The sequence below is a fragment of the Acinetobacter sp. YH12134 genome (genome assembly GCF_013418555.1).
Classification (GTDB): Bacteria; Pseudomonadota; Gammaproteobacteria; order Pseudomonadales; family Moraxellaceae; genus Acinetobacter; species Acinetobacter indicus.
The window spans coordinates 268,820-289,629 of the sequence record NZ_VPBT01000001.1 but is presented as its reverse complement, the minus strand read 5'-3'; the positions used below and the strand labels follow the sequence as shown (position 1 = coordinate 289,629).

Below are 20,810 nucleotides of genomic sequence, written 5' to 3'. Positions count from 1 at the left end.
ACTCTAGCGCGATTCTAATATAAATGTTACAAGAAATTAAAAAATTGACGTCTTCGGCGTTTCTGATCTGCAATTGCGTTATACAATAGCGGCTCGGTTTTTATTTGGCTCTTTTTGGATCTGGCTTATGTCTCAAACAATCACACTATATGTGGATGGTGCTTGTCGTGGAAACCCTGGCTTGGGCGGTTGGGGTGCATATGTCATTACAGAAACCCAGCAGCACAAACTCTATGGCGGGGAACTGGAAACCACCAACAACCGTATGGAGCTGACGGCAGCCATTGAAGGCATTCAGTTCTGCCCGGCAGAGGCCAAACTGATTCTCTGGACCGATTCCAACTATGTCAAACGCGGCATGACCGAATGGATTGCCGGCTGGAAAAAGAAAAACTGGAAAGATGTGAAAAATCCGGACCTATGGCAAAAACTGGATGCCATCTGTCAGGGTCGTGAAATTGAATGGCACTGGATTAAAGGTCACGCTGGCCATGCTGGCAATGAAATGGCCGATCAGCTGGCCAACAAAGGGGCCGATCTGGTATTTGCACAGCAGGTCAAAGTGACGCCGGTACAAATCATTACTGAAGATAAAAGCGCTGAGTCTGAAGTCATCCCGCCGGGCACGGCTAAAAAAAAAGCAGAATCTGACTGGTTGCTCGACGACCCTTTTGGCTTCGATCTAGACGACAGCCAACTAGACGTTGAAGTCGAAGAAGAACTGCTAATGGTGCAGGAGGATCATCTCAGTCTGACCCAGCACAGCATTACCGTGACGCAAACCCTCAGTCAAAATGACAGCCCGAATCAGAACGAAGTCCTGATCCAAGATGAAACCCAGAACCAGAGTGCAACAGCGCCAGCAAACACGTCATCGCATCCCCATATTGTGATTACCCCGGCCACGGTTCAGGCTTATGGTCCACGCCAGCTGATTCTGGATACGGAAACCACCGGTTTTTATTATCAGGATGGTGACCGGATTATTGAAGTCGGCGCGATTGAAATGGTCAACCGCAAACTGACCGGCAGCTCGATTCATATTTATATCAACCCGGAAAAACCGGTCGGTGAATCGGAAGTGGTGCACGGTATTTCGGATGAGTTTTTAAAAGACAAACCGAAATATGCCGAAATTGCTGCGGTGCTGTATGACTATTTAAAAGGCGCGGAAATTATTGCGCATAACGCCACCTTCGATATGAACTTCCTGGATATGGAGTTTAACCGCTGCGGTTTAGGCGATTTATCGGCGGTGTGTGAAGTTACCGATACCCTGGTAATGGCCAAAAACAAGCATCCGGGACAAAAGAACTCGCTCGATGCTTTAGTGAAGCGTTATGAAATTCCGGCGCGTGACCGTACCTTCCACGGCGCCTTGCTCGATGCTGAAATTCTGGCAGATGTCTATCTGGCCATGACCGGTGGCCAGGTGTCCTTTGATATGGATGCCCTGTCAGCTCATCATGAAGAACAAAGCGGTGAATCGGGTCGTCGCAGCATTGAAATGGAATTGCCGGTGATTCTGCCTTCCGCCGCAGAGCTGGAAGCACATGAGAATTGGGTCAAACAATTTGAAGAAAAGCATGGACAGCCCTGCTTTTTTGCCAAATAAAAAAACCGATGATTGTAATTTTTTGTATTTAATCTGTTCCTAGTTCAGTTATAGTTAAGATAAACAGGTCTGCTGTTTTTGCAGCAGGCCCATAAACAGATAAAACACTAGGAAAGGTGCAGATACATGTCTTACCAAACCTCTATTCATTTTGATCCGACTGCGTTACTGATAATAAAAAATGAGGTTGATAATTCAATCAAATTGGTGGAATCCGCAGTCAGCACCTTGGCAGAAGATCAGACTTTACCTTTCGGGATTGATGATGCCCTTAACCAGTTTGAACAATGTGCCCAGGTACTGGCCCTGATTGATATGTCGAGCCTGGCAAAAATTGCCCAATATTCAGCAGAATTAATGCGCAAGATTATGGGGAATCCGGCGCAAATTAAAACTGAAGACGTGATTGCCTTAAGTGAAGGCACCACCATGCTCAAGCGCTACATCGAATTTATTTGTCTGCGCGAAGTTAAAATTCCACAGTTTCTGCTCGATACCTTAAACCGTCTGGAACGTGCCTTGGGTAAACCACTCACCCAGGAAGGCCAGCATATTGAATCTCTGCTGGACTGTATTCACCCGGAATTCAAATTGCCGCAAGCACCCGGTCTGGAAAAATCAGGCTATGTACATCAGCTGTATAAACTGTCACTGTACAAGTTACTAAAGCAGGAAGAATCCGAGCTGGATCTGCAAGCCATGAAACTGGTCGGCACCTATTTAGCTGGTCTGTCTGCCCAGCATCCAAGCCAACAATACTGGAATCTGGTCTATGTGGCGTTAAACCAGATTGATAACCTGCTGCTGAATGAACCACGTTTACGCACCTTAATCAGTATTGAACTGAATATGCGTCAATACTTTGCCGCACCAGACAGCTTCCAGGCCCAGTTAAGTGATCTGGCCAACATCCTGAGCCTGTGCATTAGCCAGGAAGATCAGGTGGCCCAGCACATCCGCGAACAGCTGAATATTGGTGAAGACCTGCTGACTGACACCCAGTTACAGGTCTTCAGCCGTCATCTGTATGGTCCGGATTTTGAAACCATGCAGACCATCAGTGCTCTGGCGACCAGCGAAATGGCGCAGATTCGCAATGACATCGAATACAACTACCAGAACATGACCCCTGAAAAAACCCAGGAGTTGCAAGCCAAGCTCAAAGATCTGGCCAACATCTTTAAAGTACTGAACCTGAATGAAGCCCACCGTGATCTGCTGGTTCAGGCCGACGCCTTGAGTCAGGCCGAAGTGCTCAAAGAAGAAAGCTTTGCCCAGCAGCTGATGAACACCATTTTATCAGCGATGAACTCGATTGGGGTGCTGGAGCGTCATCATACCTCTAGCCGTTTACAGCTGCGCGTTAACAACATGCACATTTCGCTGGACCGTTTAGATGAAGCGCATGAAGTATTGCTGAGCGAAACCAAAACCTTAATTGATCTGGCCCAGCAGATTCTGGTGCAGCACGTTCAGGATCAGGATGTGCGTTTATTGGAAAACACCTGTACCCAGCTGCGTGAAGTGGCCGGTGCCCTGCTGTTCCTGAATGAAGAAAAAGGCCAGCAGGCCCTGCTGACTGCCGCTGACTTTATCTATCGTAAATGCGAAGCCAGTGAAACGCTCAGTAGTGACGAGCTGAATGCCGTGTTAGACACCTTGGCCGGTGCCGACATGCTGATTGACAATTTAAAAAACAAACAGCCTGTTTTACAGTCGATGTTTGATGTAGCATTGGCAAGTAGCGAAAAACTGAAAGCTGTAGCCTAATGTCTGAACTCTCACTTGCCTATATTTTTCACCAACAGCAACTGCTGGTCGATGAACAGTTTCAACTGCCCCGAGTTGAAAAATTAGCAAGTGACCTGTCTACGGGCAATCAGGTGATTGCCCGCGACTTACTCCCCGATGAGCCCATTCCTGAAGGCTATCAATTATTGCCAATTCGCCAGCTGTTACAGTTCTGGAACAGTGCCGAATTTGAACAGGCCAGCCGTGCAATCCAGTTGCTAGAATGGCGTCGTAATCACCGTTTTTGCAGCCACTGCGGCCATCCAACCGAAGCGCATGCCACCGAATATGCCATGGTTTGCCCGGTCTGCCAGTATCGCCAATATCCACGTGTACAACCCTGTGTCATTACCGTCATTACCCGCGGTGAAGATGAAATTCTGCTGGCCAAAAATGCGCGAAACACCACCAATATGTATGGCCTGATTGCCGGTTTTGTTGAGGTGGGAGAAACCTTGGAAGAAGCGGTACGCCGTGAAACCGCGGAAGAAGTCGGTATCCAGCTAAAGAATATTCAGTATCTGGCCAGTCAGCCCTGGCCTTTTCCAAGCAACCTGATGATTGCCTTTAAAGCCGAATATGCCGGTGGTGAACTGCAGTTACAGGAAGAAGAAATCAGCGATGCGCAATTCTTTAAATTTGATCAACTGCCGAATATTCCGTTCAAAGGCAGTATTGCCCATGCCATGATCAAACACGTGACCGAAGGCTCTGCCGTCGCCGACGACAGCAAAGCCTGGCTCTAAAGAGACGCTACTCAGGAACTTAGTGTTTCTTCCAGCGCCTGCATAATCGTGTGCTTGGTCTTAAAATAACGGCTAAACAGACTCGATACCGAGCCCATAATACTGACATGCCCGGTGCGTGGAATGGTGATCAGCTGACTATGATTGCCATGCTTGTTTAGCACATGATCAAAATCAACCGCATTACTCAAATGCACAATCTGGTCATTCTCAGCCACCAGCAAATAGTGACGAATGTGATTACTTTCCACAAAGTAATACGGCATCACATCATGATAAGGAATGGCCTGATCAAATGCATCGGCACAAAGCGGATCATCTTTATAGTCAAAATGATAGGGACCAGCCAAGCCAATCGCAGCCCGAATATTGTCTCGGCAGTTCAGCGCATAAGGCTGCGGATGATACAGCACCGACATGATATTAAATGCACCGGCCGAGTGCCCCATCAGGATAATCTGATCAGTGTTAATCCTTAACTCTGCCTGCTGATCATGCATATAGTTTAGTGCCAAAGTCAGGTCATCAATATAGACCGGAAAAATATTCTGCGGCGCCAGTTGATAATTAATGACGGCAACATCAAAACCCTGCTGGGCAAAAGCTTCGCCAACAAAGCGGTAGTCTTTTTTATCGCCCCGTGACCAGGCACCACCATGGACAAAAACAATTAACGGCTGCTGGGGACGTGGCTGGGCAGTCCGGTACAAATCCAGCTGATGGCGTTCATTCGCTCCATAAGCCAGATCGTTCTCTACCGTATAGCCCTGTCGTGGAGTCAAACGGTTCAGGGCATAACTGCCAAAATCATACAGGCGGAATTCCTGATATACACTTTTGGCCTGAACCAGACGATATTGCAGCTGCGTTTTAAACTGGAACAACTTAGAGCGCATTCGTTGGCTCGATCTGGTCCGGATCAATGGCGACCGGGGTTTGTACATCCGGCTGTACATTCATCATCGGGCTGGCAAAACCAGAAGATGTGGCCTGTGAGGCTTCAATATTGTCAATTAAGGTCACAATTTTGGTGACATTACCAACCTGCTGTAACACCTGATTTAAATCGGCGATTTCCGCATTATTCAAACGGCCCATCACATACAGCACGCCATCTTCGGTGTGAATTCGCACTTTACTGTCAGAAACCACCGGCGCTTTCATAATCAGGCCACGGGTATTGGCGGTCACGGTGGTGTCCTGCATGATGGTGCTATAACCAATCTGGTTGCCCACGGTAATATAGTTGTGTACGGTTTTAACATCGCTCATGGCGCGTACATTGTCTTCCGCCAACTGCTTCAGATGTGCATCTGGCACCTGACCGGTCAGCAATACATTGCCGTGGAAACTTTCAATATTAACGCGTGACTGTTTAAAACGGGCATCCAGCTTATATAAATTAATTTTTGCTGTACGTTCAATGGAGTTATCAATAAAGACCTGGCCAAGTGAGCGTGCGCCACTTTCCGTTCCTACAGGTGCAGAACCCGTACCACTGGAAATAAAGCTTGCACAGCCGGATAAACTTGCCACACACAGCACTGTGATTGCGATACGATTTAACACTCAGCAAGACTCCTCATTACTTATTCATTTCTGTTTTCAAGCATCTTTGCTTCAATTCTCTTCAAAGATTAATGAACTCTGAATCAAAAGTAAAAGCATTTTCAATCCATTGCAGATCATACGTGAAATTGGAAAAATCTTGCTGTACTGTTTTTGCAATTTGTTCAGTAAAATCAAAACAAATCACATCAAATCGACAATAAAAATCCTGTAATTGTGCAGAATTGCTCAAATAGGTCAGCGCAGTTTTAATCAGCTTTTGCTGCTTGGAGATAGAAACCACCTCCACCGCCCGGCCATAGTCGCTAAAAGATCGCGCCTTTACCTCCACAAACACCAGCTGCTGATCCTGCCGGACAATCAGGTCAATTTCACCATAACGGCAATGGTAATTGGCCGCCAGAATCTGATAACCTTGCTGCTCTAATAACACTGCGGCCTGCTGTTCGGCCCACTGCCCCAAACGCGCGCGCTGACTGGCCATTTACAGGATCTGTACCAGCTGTTTCTGCTGCACATAGCATTTCGGAATACGCTGAATCTGGTTGTCCTGAATCCGGATTAAACCAGTTCGCCCTTCAAACTCGATGCGGTTTAATTGCGGCTGCTTCAGATAATAATTGGCGATCTGCCAGGCATCTCCACCAAAGGCCACCAGCCGCTGAAAAGAAAAGTGTTCCGCCTTGGCCGCCTGAATCCCGGCCTGTACATCTGCCCATTGGGACTGATATAAAGCCGGCACATCACAAAACTGCAGGCCTTGCGGTAACTGCTGCTGTGACTCGACGGCATTGGCCAGACTGTATAAGCGCTTTTTGGGCAACCTGTTCTGGCGATTGATCCAGCCATTCGAACCCAGCAATAACACCCCCTGCTGACGTTTCAGCCACCTCGGCGGACTGTCTACCACCTCCACCGGATAATCCAGCTGCGACACCAGAGACATCAATAACAGCTCATGTTCAGCTTCGGTGCCGGGTTCACGCAGAATATACAAATGATTGATCTGATCTTTCTGGAACAGCTGTTTTAAGGTCTGCGCATCATCTTTTTTTGACAGGCTAAACTGTAACACCCGTGGATGCTGCTGGATCACCTCGTTTAAGGCCAGTGTACGCACTTTGGGCCGCAGTGCAACTAACTGTTCGACATCGGCACGTGCCAAAGGTCCAATCACCACCCGGGTCTTGGCATTGACATGCTGACGCAGCAAGGGACCAATTTTGCGCTGCTCGGAATTAATCAATTTAACCGGCATCTTCTCACCCGATGCCTGATAAGCGTGCATAAAACCCTGCTGAATACTGAAACCGGCTCGCGCCATAGGACCCGATTCAGGTAGAATGACCAGAATCTCGGCCTGGGCGACTGAAAGTCCCGCGCCCAACAGCGCCGTGGTGATAATTACTTTTTGAAGCTGTCTTTTATTGTTATTAATAATTTGCCTAAACATGGAGAAACCTAATGAGTGCTCAGTTATTTGTTGTAGCCACCCCAATTGGGCACTTAGACGACATGACCTATCGGGCGATTGATGTTCTAAAGTCTGTAAATATTATTGCGGCAGAGGATACTCGGACCTCCGCTCAATTATTAAAGCACTATAATATATCAACTCCGTTAACGGCGTGCCATGAACATAATGAAAGTAACAAAATTGATATATTGGTTCAGCGCCTGCTGAACGGCGAAAATATGGCCCTGATTAGTGATGCCGGTACTCCGCTAATTAGCGACCCCGGTTTTAAACTGGTCCGCGCCGCCCAAGAACACAATATCCGGGTGATTCCGGTTCCGGGAGCCTGTGCCGCAATTGCAGCGCTGAGTGCGGTTGGTTTACCGAGTGACCGCTTTAGCTTTGAAGGCTTTTTACCGTCAAAACAGTCACAGCGTATCTTGAGTCTGGAAAAACTTAAAGACCAGACTGCGACCCTGATTTTTTATGAAGCGCCACACCGGATTCTGGACAGCGTTAAAGATATGGCCAATATTTTCGGGGCCGAGCGCCCGGTCGGTTTTGCCCGTGAAATTACCAAAACCTTTGAAACCATCAAGAAGATGACGCTGGGTGAGCTGGTCAGTTTTATTGAAGCTGATCATCATCAGCAAAAAGGTGAAATTGTACTGGTGGTGGGTGGTGCAACCGCGGAAAAAGATCTGGAGCAGGAAAAGCTGGATCAGCTGCTAACCCGACTATTGCAGGATTTATCGGTGAAAGCAGCGTCACAGCTGGCCGCCGATTTAACCGGGATCAAGAAAAAAGTGGCTTATCAGCGTGCGCTGGAACTGAACCAGAACAATGATGACTGATTCTGGCTGTTGATTCGCAATAAAAAAAGCATCACCGGAGTGATGCTTTTTTCTTATTCGCGTGCAGCCTCATCTGGTGGGACTTCAGTAATTTTTCCCCCACGTGCCAAGAAGGCCGCAATTTCATCTTCTAACGCTTGGCGTTGCTTCTGTTTAGCGGTTACGGTTAAGGTTTCTGCTTCCGCCACATCACCATCGTTTACGGCATCTTCGCTGTCCAGTGCACCTTTTTCAGCCGCTTTTGCCTCATCGTCATCGACGGTGGTATCTTCTACATCATCATAATCGTTCATATCCGTCATTTTAATCTCCCCGCAAATGACCTCAATTGAGTCCTGGTGAACGTTGTCATGCAATTAGGAAGAAATTTATCAATCTCTGCGCCTTTCGCCTAGAGGTAAAGACGAAAAAATCGTGTCTTTTTTAACCAAATTCGTAATCATGTATTAATGAATGTTTAAAAAATAACTATTTCTAGCTAGACCGCATACCGCGTGTCTTTCAGCAGATGCAAACCATTGGCCTGCGCCATAAAAGCATCCTTTAACACCGGCAGCTGTTCAACCTGCTTCAAGCCAAAATTACGTCCCCAGACCAGCGGGAATAACTGGGTGGTTTCCAGCCAGCCAATTGCAGACATGCTGTGCATCATTGCGTCATTTTGACCTTTACGACGATGCTCATAACGCTTCAAGGTCTGCTCATGTGCCCAGACCCCACGTGCCCGGTCATGCAGCAAGACATCACACAAGACTGCGGCATCCAGACAGCCAATATTGACGCCCTGCCCGGCCAGCGGATGAATCACATGCGCTGCATCACCAATGAGTGCCAGTCCCGGCTCGACATAGTGCTGCGCAGCACGGGCTTTTAAAGGAAAACGGGCGCGTGGTGTAGCTTCCAGTACTTCACCCAACATATGATGGCTTTCACGGGTCAACAGCTGGGTAAATTCCTGATCGGATAACGCGGCATATTCTTCTGCATAATCCTCTGGTAGCGTCCAGACAATAGATTGCCAATGGCCATCCTGTTCAGGCTTGAGGCTGCTCATCGGCAGGTATGCCAGCGGACCGGTTTCCAGAAAAATCTGGCGCGCCACATGCTGATGCGGCTGGGCAGTTCGGATGGCACAACTGATGCCTGCCTGCTGATAATCCAGCACATCCAGATCAATAAAGGCCTGTTCGCGGACAAAGGAATTGGCCCCATCTGCGCCAATTAACAGTGTGGTCGTCAGTTTTGTGCCATCGGCCAGGAAAATATGCCAGACGCCAATGCCCTGCTCAATCCGGGTCACTTTGACCTGGGTACGATAATCCTGAATCTGCGTCAGCATGGTTTGCTGAATGGCCAGATTTAAAATACTCGGCTCCACCATTGAACCCAGCGCCTGATCCACTCCGGGTGTTTTTTCTGCCGGCTGACCAAAATTGATTTCGCCATAGCCATTTTTATTCCAGACCTGCATGCCGGTATAAGGTTGCTGACGCACCAGTTTATCCCAAACACCGACAGTTTTTAGCAGGTGGATGGTGGCTTGGCTTAAAGCCAGTACGCGCGGATTGGCCACGCTTAAGGTTTTTTCTGTATCCAGAATTGGTGCGGCATCCAGCACAGTGGCCTGTACCCCACCTTGGGCCAGTAATAATGCAGTTAAGCCACCGACCAAACCACCACCCACAATAACGGCATCTAATACGTGTGCTGTCTGGTTCATGCTTTTAGTCCCATGGCATAGTTGGCAACAAGTGGTTTAATTCCCGGAATGGTATCAAAGGCAATCAGACCGGTATTTCTGAGCAGTTTCAGCACCGGATTCTGGTTACTAAAGCCACGCACCACGCTATCACAGAATTTGATCACGCGCTGCTGATCGGTCAGACGGGATTTTTCATAATCTTGCAGCATGGCGGCATCGCCCAAATCGGCCTGTTGAGCCAGCTGTTCTTTTAAATAACGCACCAACACATAAGCATCGCGCATACACAGGTTAAAGCCCTGTCCGGCCACCGGGTGAATGGTATGTGCCGCATTACCCATCAGTACTACTCGGCCCACTGCCTGTTTTTCTGCCAGCACCTGCGAAAGCGGGAAGCTAAAACGGCGTCCGGTTTTCTGGAATTTTCCAGCCCGATCGCCATAAGTCTGCTGCAAGGCATTAAGGAAATGCTGGTCATTGTCTTCCCCCACCCATTCATGTTCCGTGCCTTTTTTCACCGGCCAGACCACCGAACGACGATATTCGCCCGGCAAAGGCAATAACGCCAGCGGACCTAAAGGACTGAAACGCTCAAAACCGACATGATTGTGTGGTTTAGAGGTTTGTACGGTGGTTACAATGGCGACCTGATCATAATCATGTTCATCCACCCCAATGCCTAGGGCTTTACGGCAGAATGAATCGCGGCCATCGGCAGCAATCACCAGTTTGGATTGCAGTTTTAAGACTTCACTTCCACGCTGCGCTTCCAGATAAGCCAGATCTGCATCTTGGTTCAGCGAGGTGACTTTTACCCCATCAATCAATTCAATGAGCGGTTCAGCACGTACCTGAGTCAGCAACACCCGGCCTAACCAGGCATTTTCAATCACCTGTCCAAAACTTTCGACTTTTTCCTGTTCGGCTTGTAGACGCGCCTTCCCAAAACTGCCCTGCTCGGTAATATGTACTTCCAGAATCGGGACAGCATGTTCCTGTAAGGCCTCCCATAGGCCCAGTTCCTGATAAATCTGTACGCTACGACGCGACAGCGCACTGTTTCGTGCATCAAAACTGGAGTGATACGGGGCAAGATTGGCATCATCATAATTCGGGTATTGAATTGCTTCGAGCAGTTTGACCGCAATATTGGCCTTGGCCAACATGAGCGCCAAACTCAGCCCCACCATACCGCCGCCCACGATGATGACTTCTTGTTGCATGCTTGAATCCTTATTTGTGGTATCTCAAAAGTTTAGATACATCTTAATCATGATTGATTTTATATTACATCAAGGGATTGGATTTTTATAATGATTCGTGTGGATGGCTGGAATTTCCGAGCTTCAACGCTTGCGTGTTCTGACCATAAATCCCGTTTAAAAGATGTTATTCCATAAGATGACACTGGAATGGTGTACAATATAACATCTATACAAAGCCCGGAGCGCCAGACTTAAGCTGACCAAGCGACAACCCTGACGTAGATAAAATAAATTAAAGAATTCGTATCAGCTGTATGCTATTCATTGTAGAAAATTTAAAACATGAAGAAATTAGAACTTATCTTTTTAGTCGTTTTAATCTTGGTTCTGTTGTGGGGCATACAATGGATGTTTCATGGTTTTCCGGCCGCACGTTAAATTTTCCATTATTCACTCTAAAAGCTATACTATAATTTCTTAAAATAATTAGAATGTTAGGATCATAAATGGATCATACTGAACGTTTTATTACAGCATTTTACTACGCTGTCGCCGGGATTTTTTTGGGGCTAGGGTTAGCAATTTTTTCATCCCTCTATCTCAGCCTTACAATAAGCTCAGCCCATATTGTAATTTTTACAGTCATTTGCTGTTTTGTTTTAGGCTATGTATTTCCTCATAGCGTTGGCAATATTTTTAAATGGGTTTGGCATATTTTCGTTCATTAGTCTGGATGTCTATCTCTATTTAACCCATTAACGCTAATTCAAAATCAAAAAAGCCGATCTTCTGACCGGCTTTTGAGCTGTACGGCTTTTATTGGGCCGCAGCCATCAACGCTTCAATCTCGTCTACAGTTTTCACTACTTTCGCAGTTAAGTTCAGTGGTCCATTTTTGGTCGCGACAATATCATCTTCAATCCGGATGCCAATGCCACGCCATTTTGGATCTACCGTTTCATCATCCGGGGCAATGTATAGACCCGGCTCAACCGTAACCACCATACCGGCTTCATAAGCACGCCATTCGCCATCAACCTTATAAGTTCCGACATCATGCACATCCATGCCCAGCCAGTGGCCTGTACCATGCATATAGAACTGACGATAGCTTTCTGACGCAATAATCTCGTCCAGATCACCCTGCATAATGCCTAAATCAAGCAGGCCCTGCACCAGAATACGTACCGCAACATAATGCGGTTCTTTGTAGGAGTTGCCAATCTGTACGGCATTAATTGCTGCAAGCTGAGCATCTAGTACAAGGTTATACAGCGCTTTTTGCTCGGGGCTGAATTTGCCATTCACCGGAAAGGTCCGGGTAATATCTGAAGCATAGAACTGATATTCACAGGCGGCATCAATTAACACCAAATCGCCATCTTTCAGTTCTTTGTCGTTCTCTACATAGTGCAGAATGCAGGCATTTTCACCACCACCGACAATACTGTTATAGGATGGAACACAGCCATTTCGGCCAAATACATAGTTCAGTTCGGCTTCCAGCGCATATTCCATCATACCTGGCTTAACCGTTTGCATGGCCCGGGTATGTGCTTCGGCAGAAATATCTGCGGCAATTTGCATCAGTTCCAGCTCGTTGGCGTCTTTGTGCAAACGCATTTCATCGACCAGCCGGTCGAGCTGCACCACCTGCGCTGGTGCCGAGGTACCACGGCGGCTTTCGCCATTGGCAGCTGCAATCCATTTGGCCACCCGCGCATCAAATTCGGCATTCTGTCCAATACGGTAAAAGAGCTGGTTTTTATCCAGCAGTTTTTCCAGAATTTCTTCATCGAGCAGGTCAATGGCATAGGCTTCATCGGCCTCATACTGTTCAATGGCGCCATCAATACCGGCGCGATAGCCATTCCAGATTTCCATCTCCCGGTTACGTTCGCGGCAAAACAGGCTATAGGTATAGCCTTCATCTATAGATTCATAGGTTTCAATGACCGCGACCGCTTCAGGTTCTGCAAAGCCGGTCAAGTAGAAGAAACTGCTGTCCGTTCGATATTTATAGTCAGCATCCCGGTTACGCATGGCCACCGGACTGGTGGCAATAATGGCAATACTGTGTGGTCCCATCAGTTCAGCCAGACGGTCACGACGTTCTTTAAATTCTACCTGGGTCAGTTTCTTCATTAATTTTTCTTCGCAGCCTAAATAAAGGGAGGATGGTATCGCCCGAATCAGCTCGGACGATGTGGGGTAAACATTTCAACAATACTGCCACTTTCTGGCGCAGCCACCTGACGTGACTTGGCATGTACGTTTTGTAACAAAGAACTTTCATCAACCGCTATTTTCTTGCGGCCAACCGACAGGCTGACCGGAATCAGGCGGACAAATTCATATAATTCCTGATAGCTTTCTTCGCCTTCTTCATCATTGTCCGAGTCTTCAAACTCGACTGCTGCCACATCTTGCAGATGTTCAATCAGCTCCAGCTCATCACTGCGGATATGTCCGGACGCCAGGCCAAAGCCCAGAACTACGCCGGCACACCAGTCGGCCAGCGCCTGTACCCGCTCCTGTAATATGTGTTCGTCATCCGGTAACAGGGGCAGATAATCCAGTTCATCTTCAGATAAAGCATGCGCTACATCTTCCGCTTCACCGGTTAAAATATCCAGCGCTTCCGGGCTAAGTTCGGGCACATTCAGGGTCGCCAGAATCTGTTGCCACTCGGTTTCAGTTGGTGCATTTGTCACACAAACTATACCGGTCAGTAAACCATGTAACTCACTTGGACTTGAAATTTCTTCAATCGTGAAAAAATTGCGGTACCATTCGGACCAACCTGAAATATCGTCTTGCATTCGCTTATCCAATCTCTATACTTCGTATATATTACCTTTGTTTGCAAGACTGTGCGACCACGATATGTTAGAAGAATTACAGCGTCTACAGGCGCATATTGGTGTTTTAAAAACACGACTTGCGCATTATGAGAGTGAAACTCAATCTTTAGCTGAAGCCAAGCAACAGGCTGAAGAGCAACATCATGCACAAATTGTGCAAAGAAATGGGGTGATTACCCAAAAACAAGAAGAAATTGAGTCTTTAAGTGAACAGCTCAGCACCAGTCAGGCCCAATTTCAGCAGTTAAATCAGGATGCGACCGCATTGGCGGACCGTTATAGCCGTCTGGAAAAAAGCTGCACCGATCTTAAAAACCGCTTTCAGGAATTGCTGGCCGAACGTAACGAGCTACGCGTCATTAAAGAAAAGTTGCAGAATGAACAGCGTCAGACTTTGCAGAATGTCCAATCTTTGCAGCAAGAACGTGAACGTTTATTGCAGAAGAATGAACATGCCAAAGCCAAAGTCGAGGCAATTATTCAGCGTCTGGCCATTTTAGGAACTGCACAAGACCAGAATGCCCAGGAAATTCAGCAATTGGCCCATCCAACTGATGTCAGCGAGGAAGCTTAAGCATGAGTGAACAAATTCCTGTAGATTTACGTGTTTTAGGACACAGTTTCAAGCTGGCCACGACTCTTGAAAAACGGGCGGATCTGGAACGTGCAGCAGAATTACTGAATGAAAAATATGATGAATTCCGTCGTAAAGCACCACGCATGGAACCAAGCAAGCTGATTATTATGGTGGCCTTAGAGCTGATGCAGGAAGTGCTGTCAATGAACAAGTCCCTGCAGGAATATGTCCATTGTGAACGCTTGCTGGCCACAATTCTGGAAGAAGTCGAAACACTGACCGAATAAGGCTTTGACTTGCATAAAGCCTGTGCAAATGACACTAAAATTTACAGTTCTGTAGGCCGATAGGTTTGCGTCTAAAGCTGAATCCTTTATACTGAGTCTAACTCTGAGGTGTTCGCCAGCAGGTCTATTCCCCTGCCGATACTTAAACTTATGGATTGCGTTCTGTATATTTAGAGTGCATGCCCACCCTGAGTGGGAAGCCCAGCAAGTATACGTCGCGTCCACCTTGAACTCATCGGGTTCAGGGTAACGACACATGCAGCGGCACCGTCGGAGGGTTTAGCTGATTTATCCTCTATTCAGTCCTCAGAATTTCTATATTTCCTCTTTTTTATAAGTAATGATTCTCTCGCTCTAATCTTTTAAAGCTTCCAACTAACCGTTAAGCCCTCTTGTAGATACAACCCATCTTAAAAGAACGCCATCCCGAATTAAATCAGTAAGATCGATTTGATTAACATCTTCACAAGATTGCAGTTCAGCAAAATTTTTAAGCAGACGACTTGACTGTAGAACGGATGCAATTCCGCCCACTATGTTTTGCTTCATAAAGTTTATTATCTGCAATTTTTAGTACTGCAGCCACATCGACGGCATCTTTTGGCCAGAACGCGATGCCAATAGAAATCGTGATTTGTCCCATCTGGTTAATCGTAGTTTCCTGCATGGTTTTTCTAAGCCGCTCTGCAGCTTTATACGCCACACTTGCATCTGCAGTCGTCATTAAAACCAGAAATTCTTCACCGCCACTACGACAGCAAATATCCTGTTCCCTAAAATTAGTTAGCATTAGTTGCGCGAGCGTTTTAAGTACCACATCACCCTGATCATGCCCGTACTGATCATTAATTTTCTTAAAAAAATCAATATCAATGGCTAATACTGCAAATTCGGTACGAGTCTCTAGCAGTTCATTTAAAAATAATTGCATACCACGACGGTTGTATAAACCTGTCAATGGGTCCGTATTGACATGATGTTTTAACTCCGCAATCCGATGACTAAAGGTTTCCGAACTCATTAATAATGAGGTTCTAAACTTTAAAACCTCGAAATACCATGGATCAACTTCTTTAATTTTATTTTCAATGTCCGCATGATTGAGCATACTTGCCATACGAGCTAAGCGGTTCAAAGGTGAAGAAATAAAGCTTGAGATATACCAAATCAATAAAAAAATAAAAAAGTAGAAAATGAAGATTCCAATCGATACTTTTGAAATCAGCGTATTCGCTTGTGCAAGTAAATCCTCTGTCGGTTGTTGAGAAACCACTATCCAATTTACACTTGGAATATGTGCAAAACCTGCCAAATTATCTATACCTAAACTATTTTTTAAACGGATTGAGCCATTTTTATGCTGATTAATAAAGTCTAAACCCGTATTGTTGATAATTTTTTCACCGATGCGATTTTTATCTGGATGGAAAATAATACGGTTATGTTGATCAATCACATACATATAACTTTTTTTATAGTCATATTGCGTATTAAGCATTGTATTTAATAAATTTATCCGTTGTAAATAAATCGAACCACTGATCATCCCTAAATAATTATCTTTGCCATTATAAATAGGCTGAGACATCATGACCAAAAGATTGTTTTTTACAGACCAGTAGGGTGTAGAAATATAAGTTTTCTTTTTTTCAATTGACTCTACTATACCCAATGAATTATAAGCTTGACCAAAATTAAAATTCAAACTACTGGGTGAAAATGCAAAAACATGCTTATTTTCCCCCACAAGTAAAACACTATTAAAGTTATCAGACTGATTCTTTAAACGCTCTACTTCTGATTTTCTTAAATCTATATTATAAAAATTTTTCTCTAATACTTTAGCGCTATATTCTAATTCTTTTAACATATCAGCAAAATGCTGATTAGTACTGGTGGCAATTTTCTCTGCATATCTTTCGTTCACAGAAAGTGAGTTTTGAATTAATTGTTGCTTAATTACATAATTTAAAATAAAAACACTTACGACAAATAAGCCGGATACACTTAAAATTGTAGAAATTAAAATAAGTTTACGCAGATCCAATCCGAGTCGTAGTAAAAAATGTTTCAACAGTTCCCACCCCAAAAAATTCAAAAAACTGCGACAAATTGTAATTTTAACACATAATTTTACAACTCAATCACATATTTGAAAGCAATACAGTTGAATTTTAGTTGTCTATTTTTGATGTTCAATTGCATAAATTAGATAGTTCGTTTGTTGCTGACCACCACCTAAATCAGAAATATATCCTCTAAATACAATTTCTAGCATACACTTCCTCAGAATGCACCGACTAATAACAAATAATGACAACTTGAGTTTTTTCGTACTTATTTTTTTGCTAAAAACCGTGTCTATTCGATAAATTTTTAGGGTCAATTACTCCTAAAATTACAAAAAATAAATATCTTTTCATGCTTAAAATTTATATAACCACTTAATAAATAGGTTTTTTTCATATATTAGACTTCTTGCGTTAGTCAAATTTTAAGCAGTAAAAAGCTATATTTTATAAGGTTTTAGCCAATTCAAAAATTAGATAAAACTATACTTTCGCAAGAGGTCTATTTAATCACTATTTTAATTTAAGCGGTTGCTCATTTTTTATTAGTCTTTCTTGTTGTGGACGCATTAGCATCAGGGCAGATTCCCATGATCATAACTCAACCTCAAACGGCTTTGTTGCACAAAGATTTCATAACTATATGATTTTAAAAGTTTTGATTATTTTTTGATCCAAAATTAAATTTATTTAAATCAGATGCTTACATATTTATGCAACAAAGCCACCTCAAACTCTACTCAGCACACCTGTAGAACGCGTTGCTCAACAAACCTTTATGTGCCAATATCTTGGTCTTATCCTACTAAAACATAGTAACAAAAAATTCAAAATTAAAACCTAAAATGGTATCTGCGTCGATTTTAGTTATAGAAATCAACGTAGCTTTCAGACTTCGCATTGTCATGATGCTACTCATCCGCATTTTATTTTCCATCCTGATCAAAACATTAGCGTGCAAGACAAATGTCTAGATGTAGCAGGAAAACAGAAACATGATGGTGCTGAAGTTATTGCTTATAACTTTAATGGACAAAGTAACCAAAATGGTATCTCGATAGTCAGTGTATTCGTAGTGCTGATACAGGCGAATGTTGAGACATTTATATCGAAAAATGAAAATGTATAGCTGCAATCTAAATCGTGGTCAGAAATTCAATTTTATTGCATCATAAAGGCTTTGTTGCACAAAGATTTCATAACTATATGATTTTAAAAGTTTTGATTATTTTTTGATCCAAAATTAAATTTATTTAAATCAGATGCTTACATATTTATGCAACAAAGCCCATCATAAATAAAAATCACTCATCCGATTAACCTAGTCTTTTCATTTAAAGATGGGGGAATTAGTGAATGATGATTTAAAAACAACTTTAAAAAAATTTAAACACAATTAATTAAGGATGCTGGCTAAACAAATCAAAAATCACTTTTCTTAACCACTGATGACAGGTTTGGTGATGACAAGACGTATGCCAATACTGTCGTACAGGATAAGTTGGAAAATTCAACGGCGCACTTACTACTTGTAAATTCCCACGTGCCAACAATACCTCACTTAAATAATAAGGTACTGTCGCAATCATATCGGTTTCTTGCACAATTAACCCAACGCCCAAATAACTTGGAATACTCATTAAAATATTACGTCTTAAACCGCGATTGCTTAATTCATTTTCAATATGGTAGTGACCTATACTGGTATCCACATCGACATGCGATTCACGAATATAAGCTTCAACATCTAAACTTTTTTCACAAATACGTGGATGATCTTTACGACTAATCACCACATAATATTGTAAAAATAATTGCTGCTGATAAAAACCCTGTTCTAATTCAGGTAAAAATCCAATCGCAAAATCAATTTCACCATTTGCCATTTGATAACTGGTTTCACGGGTAATAGGACGAATTTTAATCCGTACCGAAGGCGCATATTCTTTTAAAAACTTTGTCAGCTTTGGCAATAGAACCAAATGCGAAACATCGGTCATTGCCAAGGTAAATAATTGATCGGAATGGGTCGGATCAAAATCGACTTTAAAGTTATTAACCGTTTCAATTTTATTAAGAATTTCACTAATCGGTGAAAAAATCTGTTTCGCCAACTCTGTTGGCAACATTTCATTGCCCACCCTTAAAAATAATGGGTCATTAAAATGCTGACGAATCTTATTTAAACAGTTACTAACCGCAGGCTGACTCATGCCCAACGCATCTGCGGCAGCAGACACATTTTTTAATTTATACACATAATAAAAAATCTGTAGCAGTCTGCTATCTAACTTAAACATATCCATCTATCCTTAGAATCAGTTTCACTGCTCAGTTTTCATCCCTATTTAACGCCAACCTTTTAATTTTGAGCTATGTCCAATGCCCACATTAAAACAATTGGTCGGGTCCAATTTTTGATAATGCTGCTTCAGGGCAGGCTTCGCCACATATAAATGCCCAACATTATGTTCTGCAGGATACTCTGCCCCACGTGCATCTAGCAATGACCACATTTGATGTTCCATTGCCAATGGGTCTAGACCTTTTTTAATAATATAGTCCTGATGAAAGACATGACATAAAAAATGACCATAATACAACTTATGTATAATCGCCTGCTCCAACTCTTCGGGCAAAGTTTCAACCCATTGCTGATCATTACGTCTTAACGCAATATCTAAAGCAACAATGTCTTCCACTTCATTTCGATGTGTATCACGATAACGGATTGCAGCACCTGCCACTGCAAAGCGATGCAAAAAAGCCTTGCGACCTTCATCTTCATTACATAGAAAATAACTGCCGGAATTGCGCGTGATAAAATAATCCATTAAAAACTGCTGTACTGCCGGAACATCTTGCTGCTCAATGCGCAAAATTAAATGATGTTCATACAAATCACGAAATTGGTTCATGCGTTCAGGTAAATGATTTGGCAACAGTTTCGTGAACATTTGCAAAATTTTATCTGACAAGCCACGCATGCCCCAACGGGTCAGATAACCATCGACTTTGTCTTTCATGGCAAATGCGGCAGGTACTTTACTGGTGCCAAATTTCTCAATAAACAAGAAACTGTCTTTGCCGTATTCTGCACCAATGTCATAGGCATCTCGATGAATATACTCGCCTGCAATCGGTATACGCGGCAAACCACGCAATAAAAAACGGCGGATTGCGGTTAAATCATCCTGCTGATTGCTCCCGATATAAAACACCTGACTAGGGATTTTTTCAAAAGTATCCAAGCGCACGGCAAACACACGAACTTTTCCTGCAGAACCCGATGCTTCAAACAAACGGCTTGGATCAGCATTAAAACGTGCAGGGGTATCGGCATCAACTTGTGCAACATCATGCACATAACGCTGATCTGATGCACAGCAGTGTTCTGAGTATTCAATATCTTCTGCGGTATATTGTTGCTGTTCCAATCGGGTCAGAATTTCTTCTGGATTAGTCCCTAAATTTACCCCTAAATGATTAATCAGTACCAACTCGCCAGCAGCATTAACTTGAGCGTATAAGGCCAACTCGGTATAGGCAGGACCTCGTCTAACCAAAGCGCCCCCTGAATTGTTGCATATTCCACCCAAAACTGAAGCGCCAATACAAGATGAACCAATCACCGAATGTGGCTCACGTTGATGTGGTGCCAATTGCTGCTCCAATGCATCCAATGTTGCACCGGGTAAACAAATCACTTGCTTGGCATCATTAATCAGCTGAATGCCTTTTAAACGCTGAGTATTAATCAGAATAACAGGACGGTCATAATCATCACCAAAAGGGGTCGAACCACCGGTAAGTCCTGTATTGGCGGCCTGCATAATAATGATACAGTCTGCCACCACTGCCACTTGCAACACTTGCCACTGCTGCAACAGCGAACCTGGCGTGACTACAGCAAAAACCTTCCCCTCACCAAAACGTCGCCCTTGACGATATAAGCGGGTATCCAACTCATGGGTCAATACATTGGATTTCCCCACAATATCGACCAAGTTTTTGAGGGTTGCTGCAGCATCAAATTGTGTTGCAGAAGAAATTGTCTGTGGCATAGTGTACAAGT

General features: G+C 44.1%; 19 protein-coding genes and 1 other RNA gene. 8 read left to right on the top strand and 12 right to left on the bottom strand.

Annotated elements, in window-relative coordinates:
* Nucleotides 1-127 precede the first annotated feature (127 nt).
* The 3 genes from dnaQ to nudC all read left to right on the top strand — a co-directional run bounded on the left by dnaQ (nt 128) and on the right by nudC (nt 4,152).
* Complete coding sequence (gene dnaQ / locus FTU69_RS01360; RefSeq protein ID WP_075174993.1) at nt 128-1,615, top strand: DNA polymerase III subunit epsilon; 1,488 nt, start codon at nt 128-130, stop codon at nt 1,613-1,615.
* Between the two features lie 126 nt (nt 1,616-1,741).
* Complete coding sequence (locus tag FTU69_RS01355) at nt 1,742-3,385, top strand: chemotaxis protein (protein ID WP_168382199.1); 1,644 nt, start codon at nt 1,742-1,744, stop codon at nt 3,383-3,385.
* A complete protein-coding gene (gene nudC, locus FTU69_RS01350) occupies nt 3,385-4,152 on the top strand; it encodes an NAD(+) diphosphatase (protein ID WP_075167710.1) in 768 nt (255 codons plus the stop codon). Before FTU69_RS01355 ends, nudC begins: the two co-directional genes overlap by 1 nt.
* An 11-nt stretch (nt 4,153-4,163) precedes the next feature.
* Here the strand turns inward: nudC and FTU69_RS01345 are convergent, their stop codons facing one another.
* From FTU69_RS01345 to FTU69_RS01330, 4 genes are all read right to left on the bottom strand, one after another.
* Nucleotides 4,164-5,048, bottom strand: a complete 885-nt coding sequence (locus FTU69_RS01345) for an alpha/beta hydrolase (RefSeq protein ID WP_168382200.1) — start codon at nt 5,046-5,048, stop codon at nt 4,164-4,166.
* Nucleotides 5,038-5,721 (bottom strand): BON domain-containing protein, encoded by a 684-nt coding sequence (locus FTU69_RS01340; protein WP_016659235.1) that lies wholly within the window; start codon nt 5,719-5,721, stop codon nt 5,038-5,040. Before FTU69_RS01340 ends, FTU69_RS01345 begins: the two co-directional genes overlap by 11 nt.
* A gap of 61 nt (nt 5,722-5,782) precedes the next feature.
* The gene (locus FTU69_RS01335; protein WP_016659236.1) at nt 5,783-6,205 is read right to left on the bottom strand and encodes a YraN family protein; all 423 of its coding nucleotides are present in this window, start codon (nt 6,203-6,205) and stop codon (nt 5,783-5,785) included.
* Nucleotides 6,206-7,174 carry a penicillin-binding protein activator gene (locus tag FTU69_RS01330; RefSeq protein ID WP_168382201.1) on the bottom strand — a complete coding sequence of 323 codons (969 nt, stop codon included), beginning with the start codon at nt 7,172-7,174 and terminating at the stop codon, nt 6,206-6,208.
* An 11-nt stretch (nt 7,175-7,185) separates the two neighbouring features.
* Between FTU69_RS01330 and rsmI the strand changes: the two genes are divergently transcribed.
* Nucleotides 7,186-8,031, top strand: coding sequence for a 16S rRNA (cytidine(1402)-2'-O)-methyltransferase (gene rsmI, locus FTU69_RS01325; protein WP_104470024.1), 846 nt, complete (start codon nt 7,186-7,188; stop codon nt 8,029-8,031).
* 53 nt (nt 8,032-8,084) lie between these two features.
* Here the strand turns inward: rsmI and FTU69_RS01320 are convergent, their stop codons facing one another.
* The 5 genes from FTU69_RS01320 to FTU69_RS01300 all read right to left on the bottom strand — a co-directional run bounded on the left by FTU69_RS01320 (nt 8,085) and on the right by FTU69_RS01300 (nt 13,760).
* Entirely contained in the window at nt 8,085-8,333 is a 249-nt protein-coding gene (locus FTU69_RS01320) for a hypothetical protein (RefSeq protein WP_016659239.1), read from the bottom strand.
* Between the two features lie 176 nt (nt 8,334-8,509).
* Nucleotides 8,510-9,751, bottom strand: coding sequence for an FAD-dependent monooxygenase (locus tag FTU69_RS01315; protein WP_180103378.1), 1,242 nt, complete (start codon nt 9,749-9,751; stop codon nt 8,510-8,512).
* Nucleotides 9,748-10,956, bottom strand: coding sequence for a 2-octaprenyl-6-methoxyphenyl hydroxylase (gene ubiH, locus FTU69_RS01310; RefSeq protein ID WP_180103377.1), 1,209 nt, complete (start codon nt 10,954-10,956; stop codon nt 9,748-9,750). The genes FTU69_RS01315 and ubiH overlap by 4 nt, the downstream gene beginning before the upstream one ends.
* A 798-nt stretch (nt 10,957-11,754) precedes the next feature.
* Nucleotides 11,755-13,083, bottom strand: a complete 1,329-nt coding sequence (gene pepP, locus FTU69_RS01305) for a Xaa-Pro aminopeptidase (protein WP_127798884.1) — start codon at nt 13,081-13,083, stop codon at nt 11,755-11,757.
* 47 nt (nt 13,084-13,130) lie between these two features.
* Nucleotides 13,131-13,760, bottom strand: a complete 630-nt coding sequence (locus FTU69_RS01300; RefSeq protein ID WP_168383199.1) for a UPF0149 family protein — start codon at nt 13,758-13,760, stop codon at nt 13,131-13,133.
* A 64-nt stretch (nt 13,761-13,824) separates the two neighbouring features.
* On the opposite strand from FTU69_RS01300, the gene FTU69_RS01295 reads away from it, so the two are divergent.
* The 3 genes from FTU69_RS01295 to ssrS all read left to right on the top strand — a co-directional run bounded on the left by FTU69_RS01295 (nt 13,825) and on the right by ssrS (nt 14,947).
* Nucleotides 13,825-14,376: a hypothetical protein gene (locus tag FTU69_RS01295; protein WP_005179239.1), complete on the top strand. Its 552-nt coding sequence runs from the start codon at nt 13,825-13,827 to the stop codon at nt 14,374-14,376.
* 2 nt (nt 14,377-14,378) lie between these two features.
* Entirely contained in the window at nt 14,379-14,666 is a 288-nt protein-coding gene (locus tag FTU69_RS01290; RefSeq protein WP_104487367.1) for a cell division protein ZapA, read from the top strand.
* A gap of 97 nt (nt 14,667-14,763) precedes the next feature.
* Nucleotides 14,764-14,947, top strand: a non-coding RNA gene (gene ssrS / locus FTU69_RS01285) — 6S RNA.
* Nucleotides 14,948-15,156: 209 nt separating this feature from the next.
* On the opposite strand, the gene FTU69_RS01280 is transcribed toward ssrS, so the two are convergent.
* Nucleotides 15,157-16,740 carry a sensor domain-containing diguanylate cyclase gene (locus FTU69_RS01280; RefSeq protein WP_257223571.1) on the bottom strand — a complete coding sequence of 528 codons (1,584 nt, stop codon included), beginning with the start codon at nt 16,738-16,740 and terminating at the stop codon, nt 15,157-15,159.
* An 845-nt stretch (nt 16,741-17,585) separates the two neighbouring features.
* Between FTU69_RS01280 and FTU69_RS14910 the strand changes: the two genes are divergently transcribed.
* Nucleotides 17,586-17,864: a hypothetical protein gene (locus tag FTU69_RS14910; protein WP_373685072.1), complete on the top strand. Its 279-nt coding sequence runs from the start codon at nt 17,586-17,588 to the stop codon at nt 17,862-17,864.
* A 271-nt stretch (nt 17,865-18,135) separates the two neighbouring features.
* On the opposite strand, the gene FTU69_RS01275 is transcribed toward FTU69_RS14910, so the two are convergent.
* Nucleotides 18,136-19,035: a LysR family transcriptional regulator gene (locus tag FTU69_RS01275; RefSeq protein WP_168384602.1), complete on the bottom strand. Its 900-nt coding sequence runs from the start codon at nt 19,033-19,035 to the stop codon at nt 18,136-18,138.
* A 48-nt stretch (nt 19,036-19,083) separates the two neighbouring features.
* Nucleotides 19,084-20,799, bottom strand: a complete 1,716-nt coding sequence (gene dld / locus FTU69_RS01270) for a D-lactate dehydrogenase (RefSeq protein WP_180103375.1) — start codon at nt 20,797-20,799, stop codon at nt 19,084-19,086.
* Nucleotides 20,800-20,810: the final 11 nt, after the last annotated feature.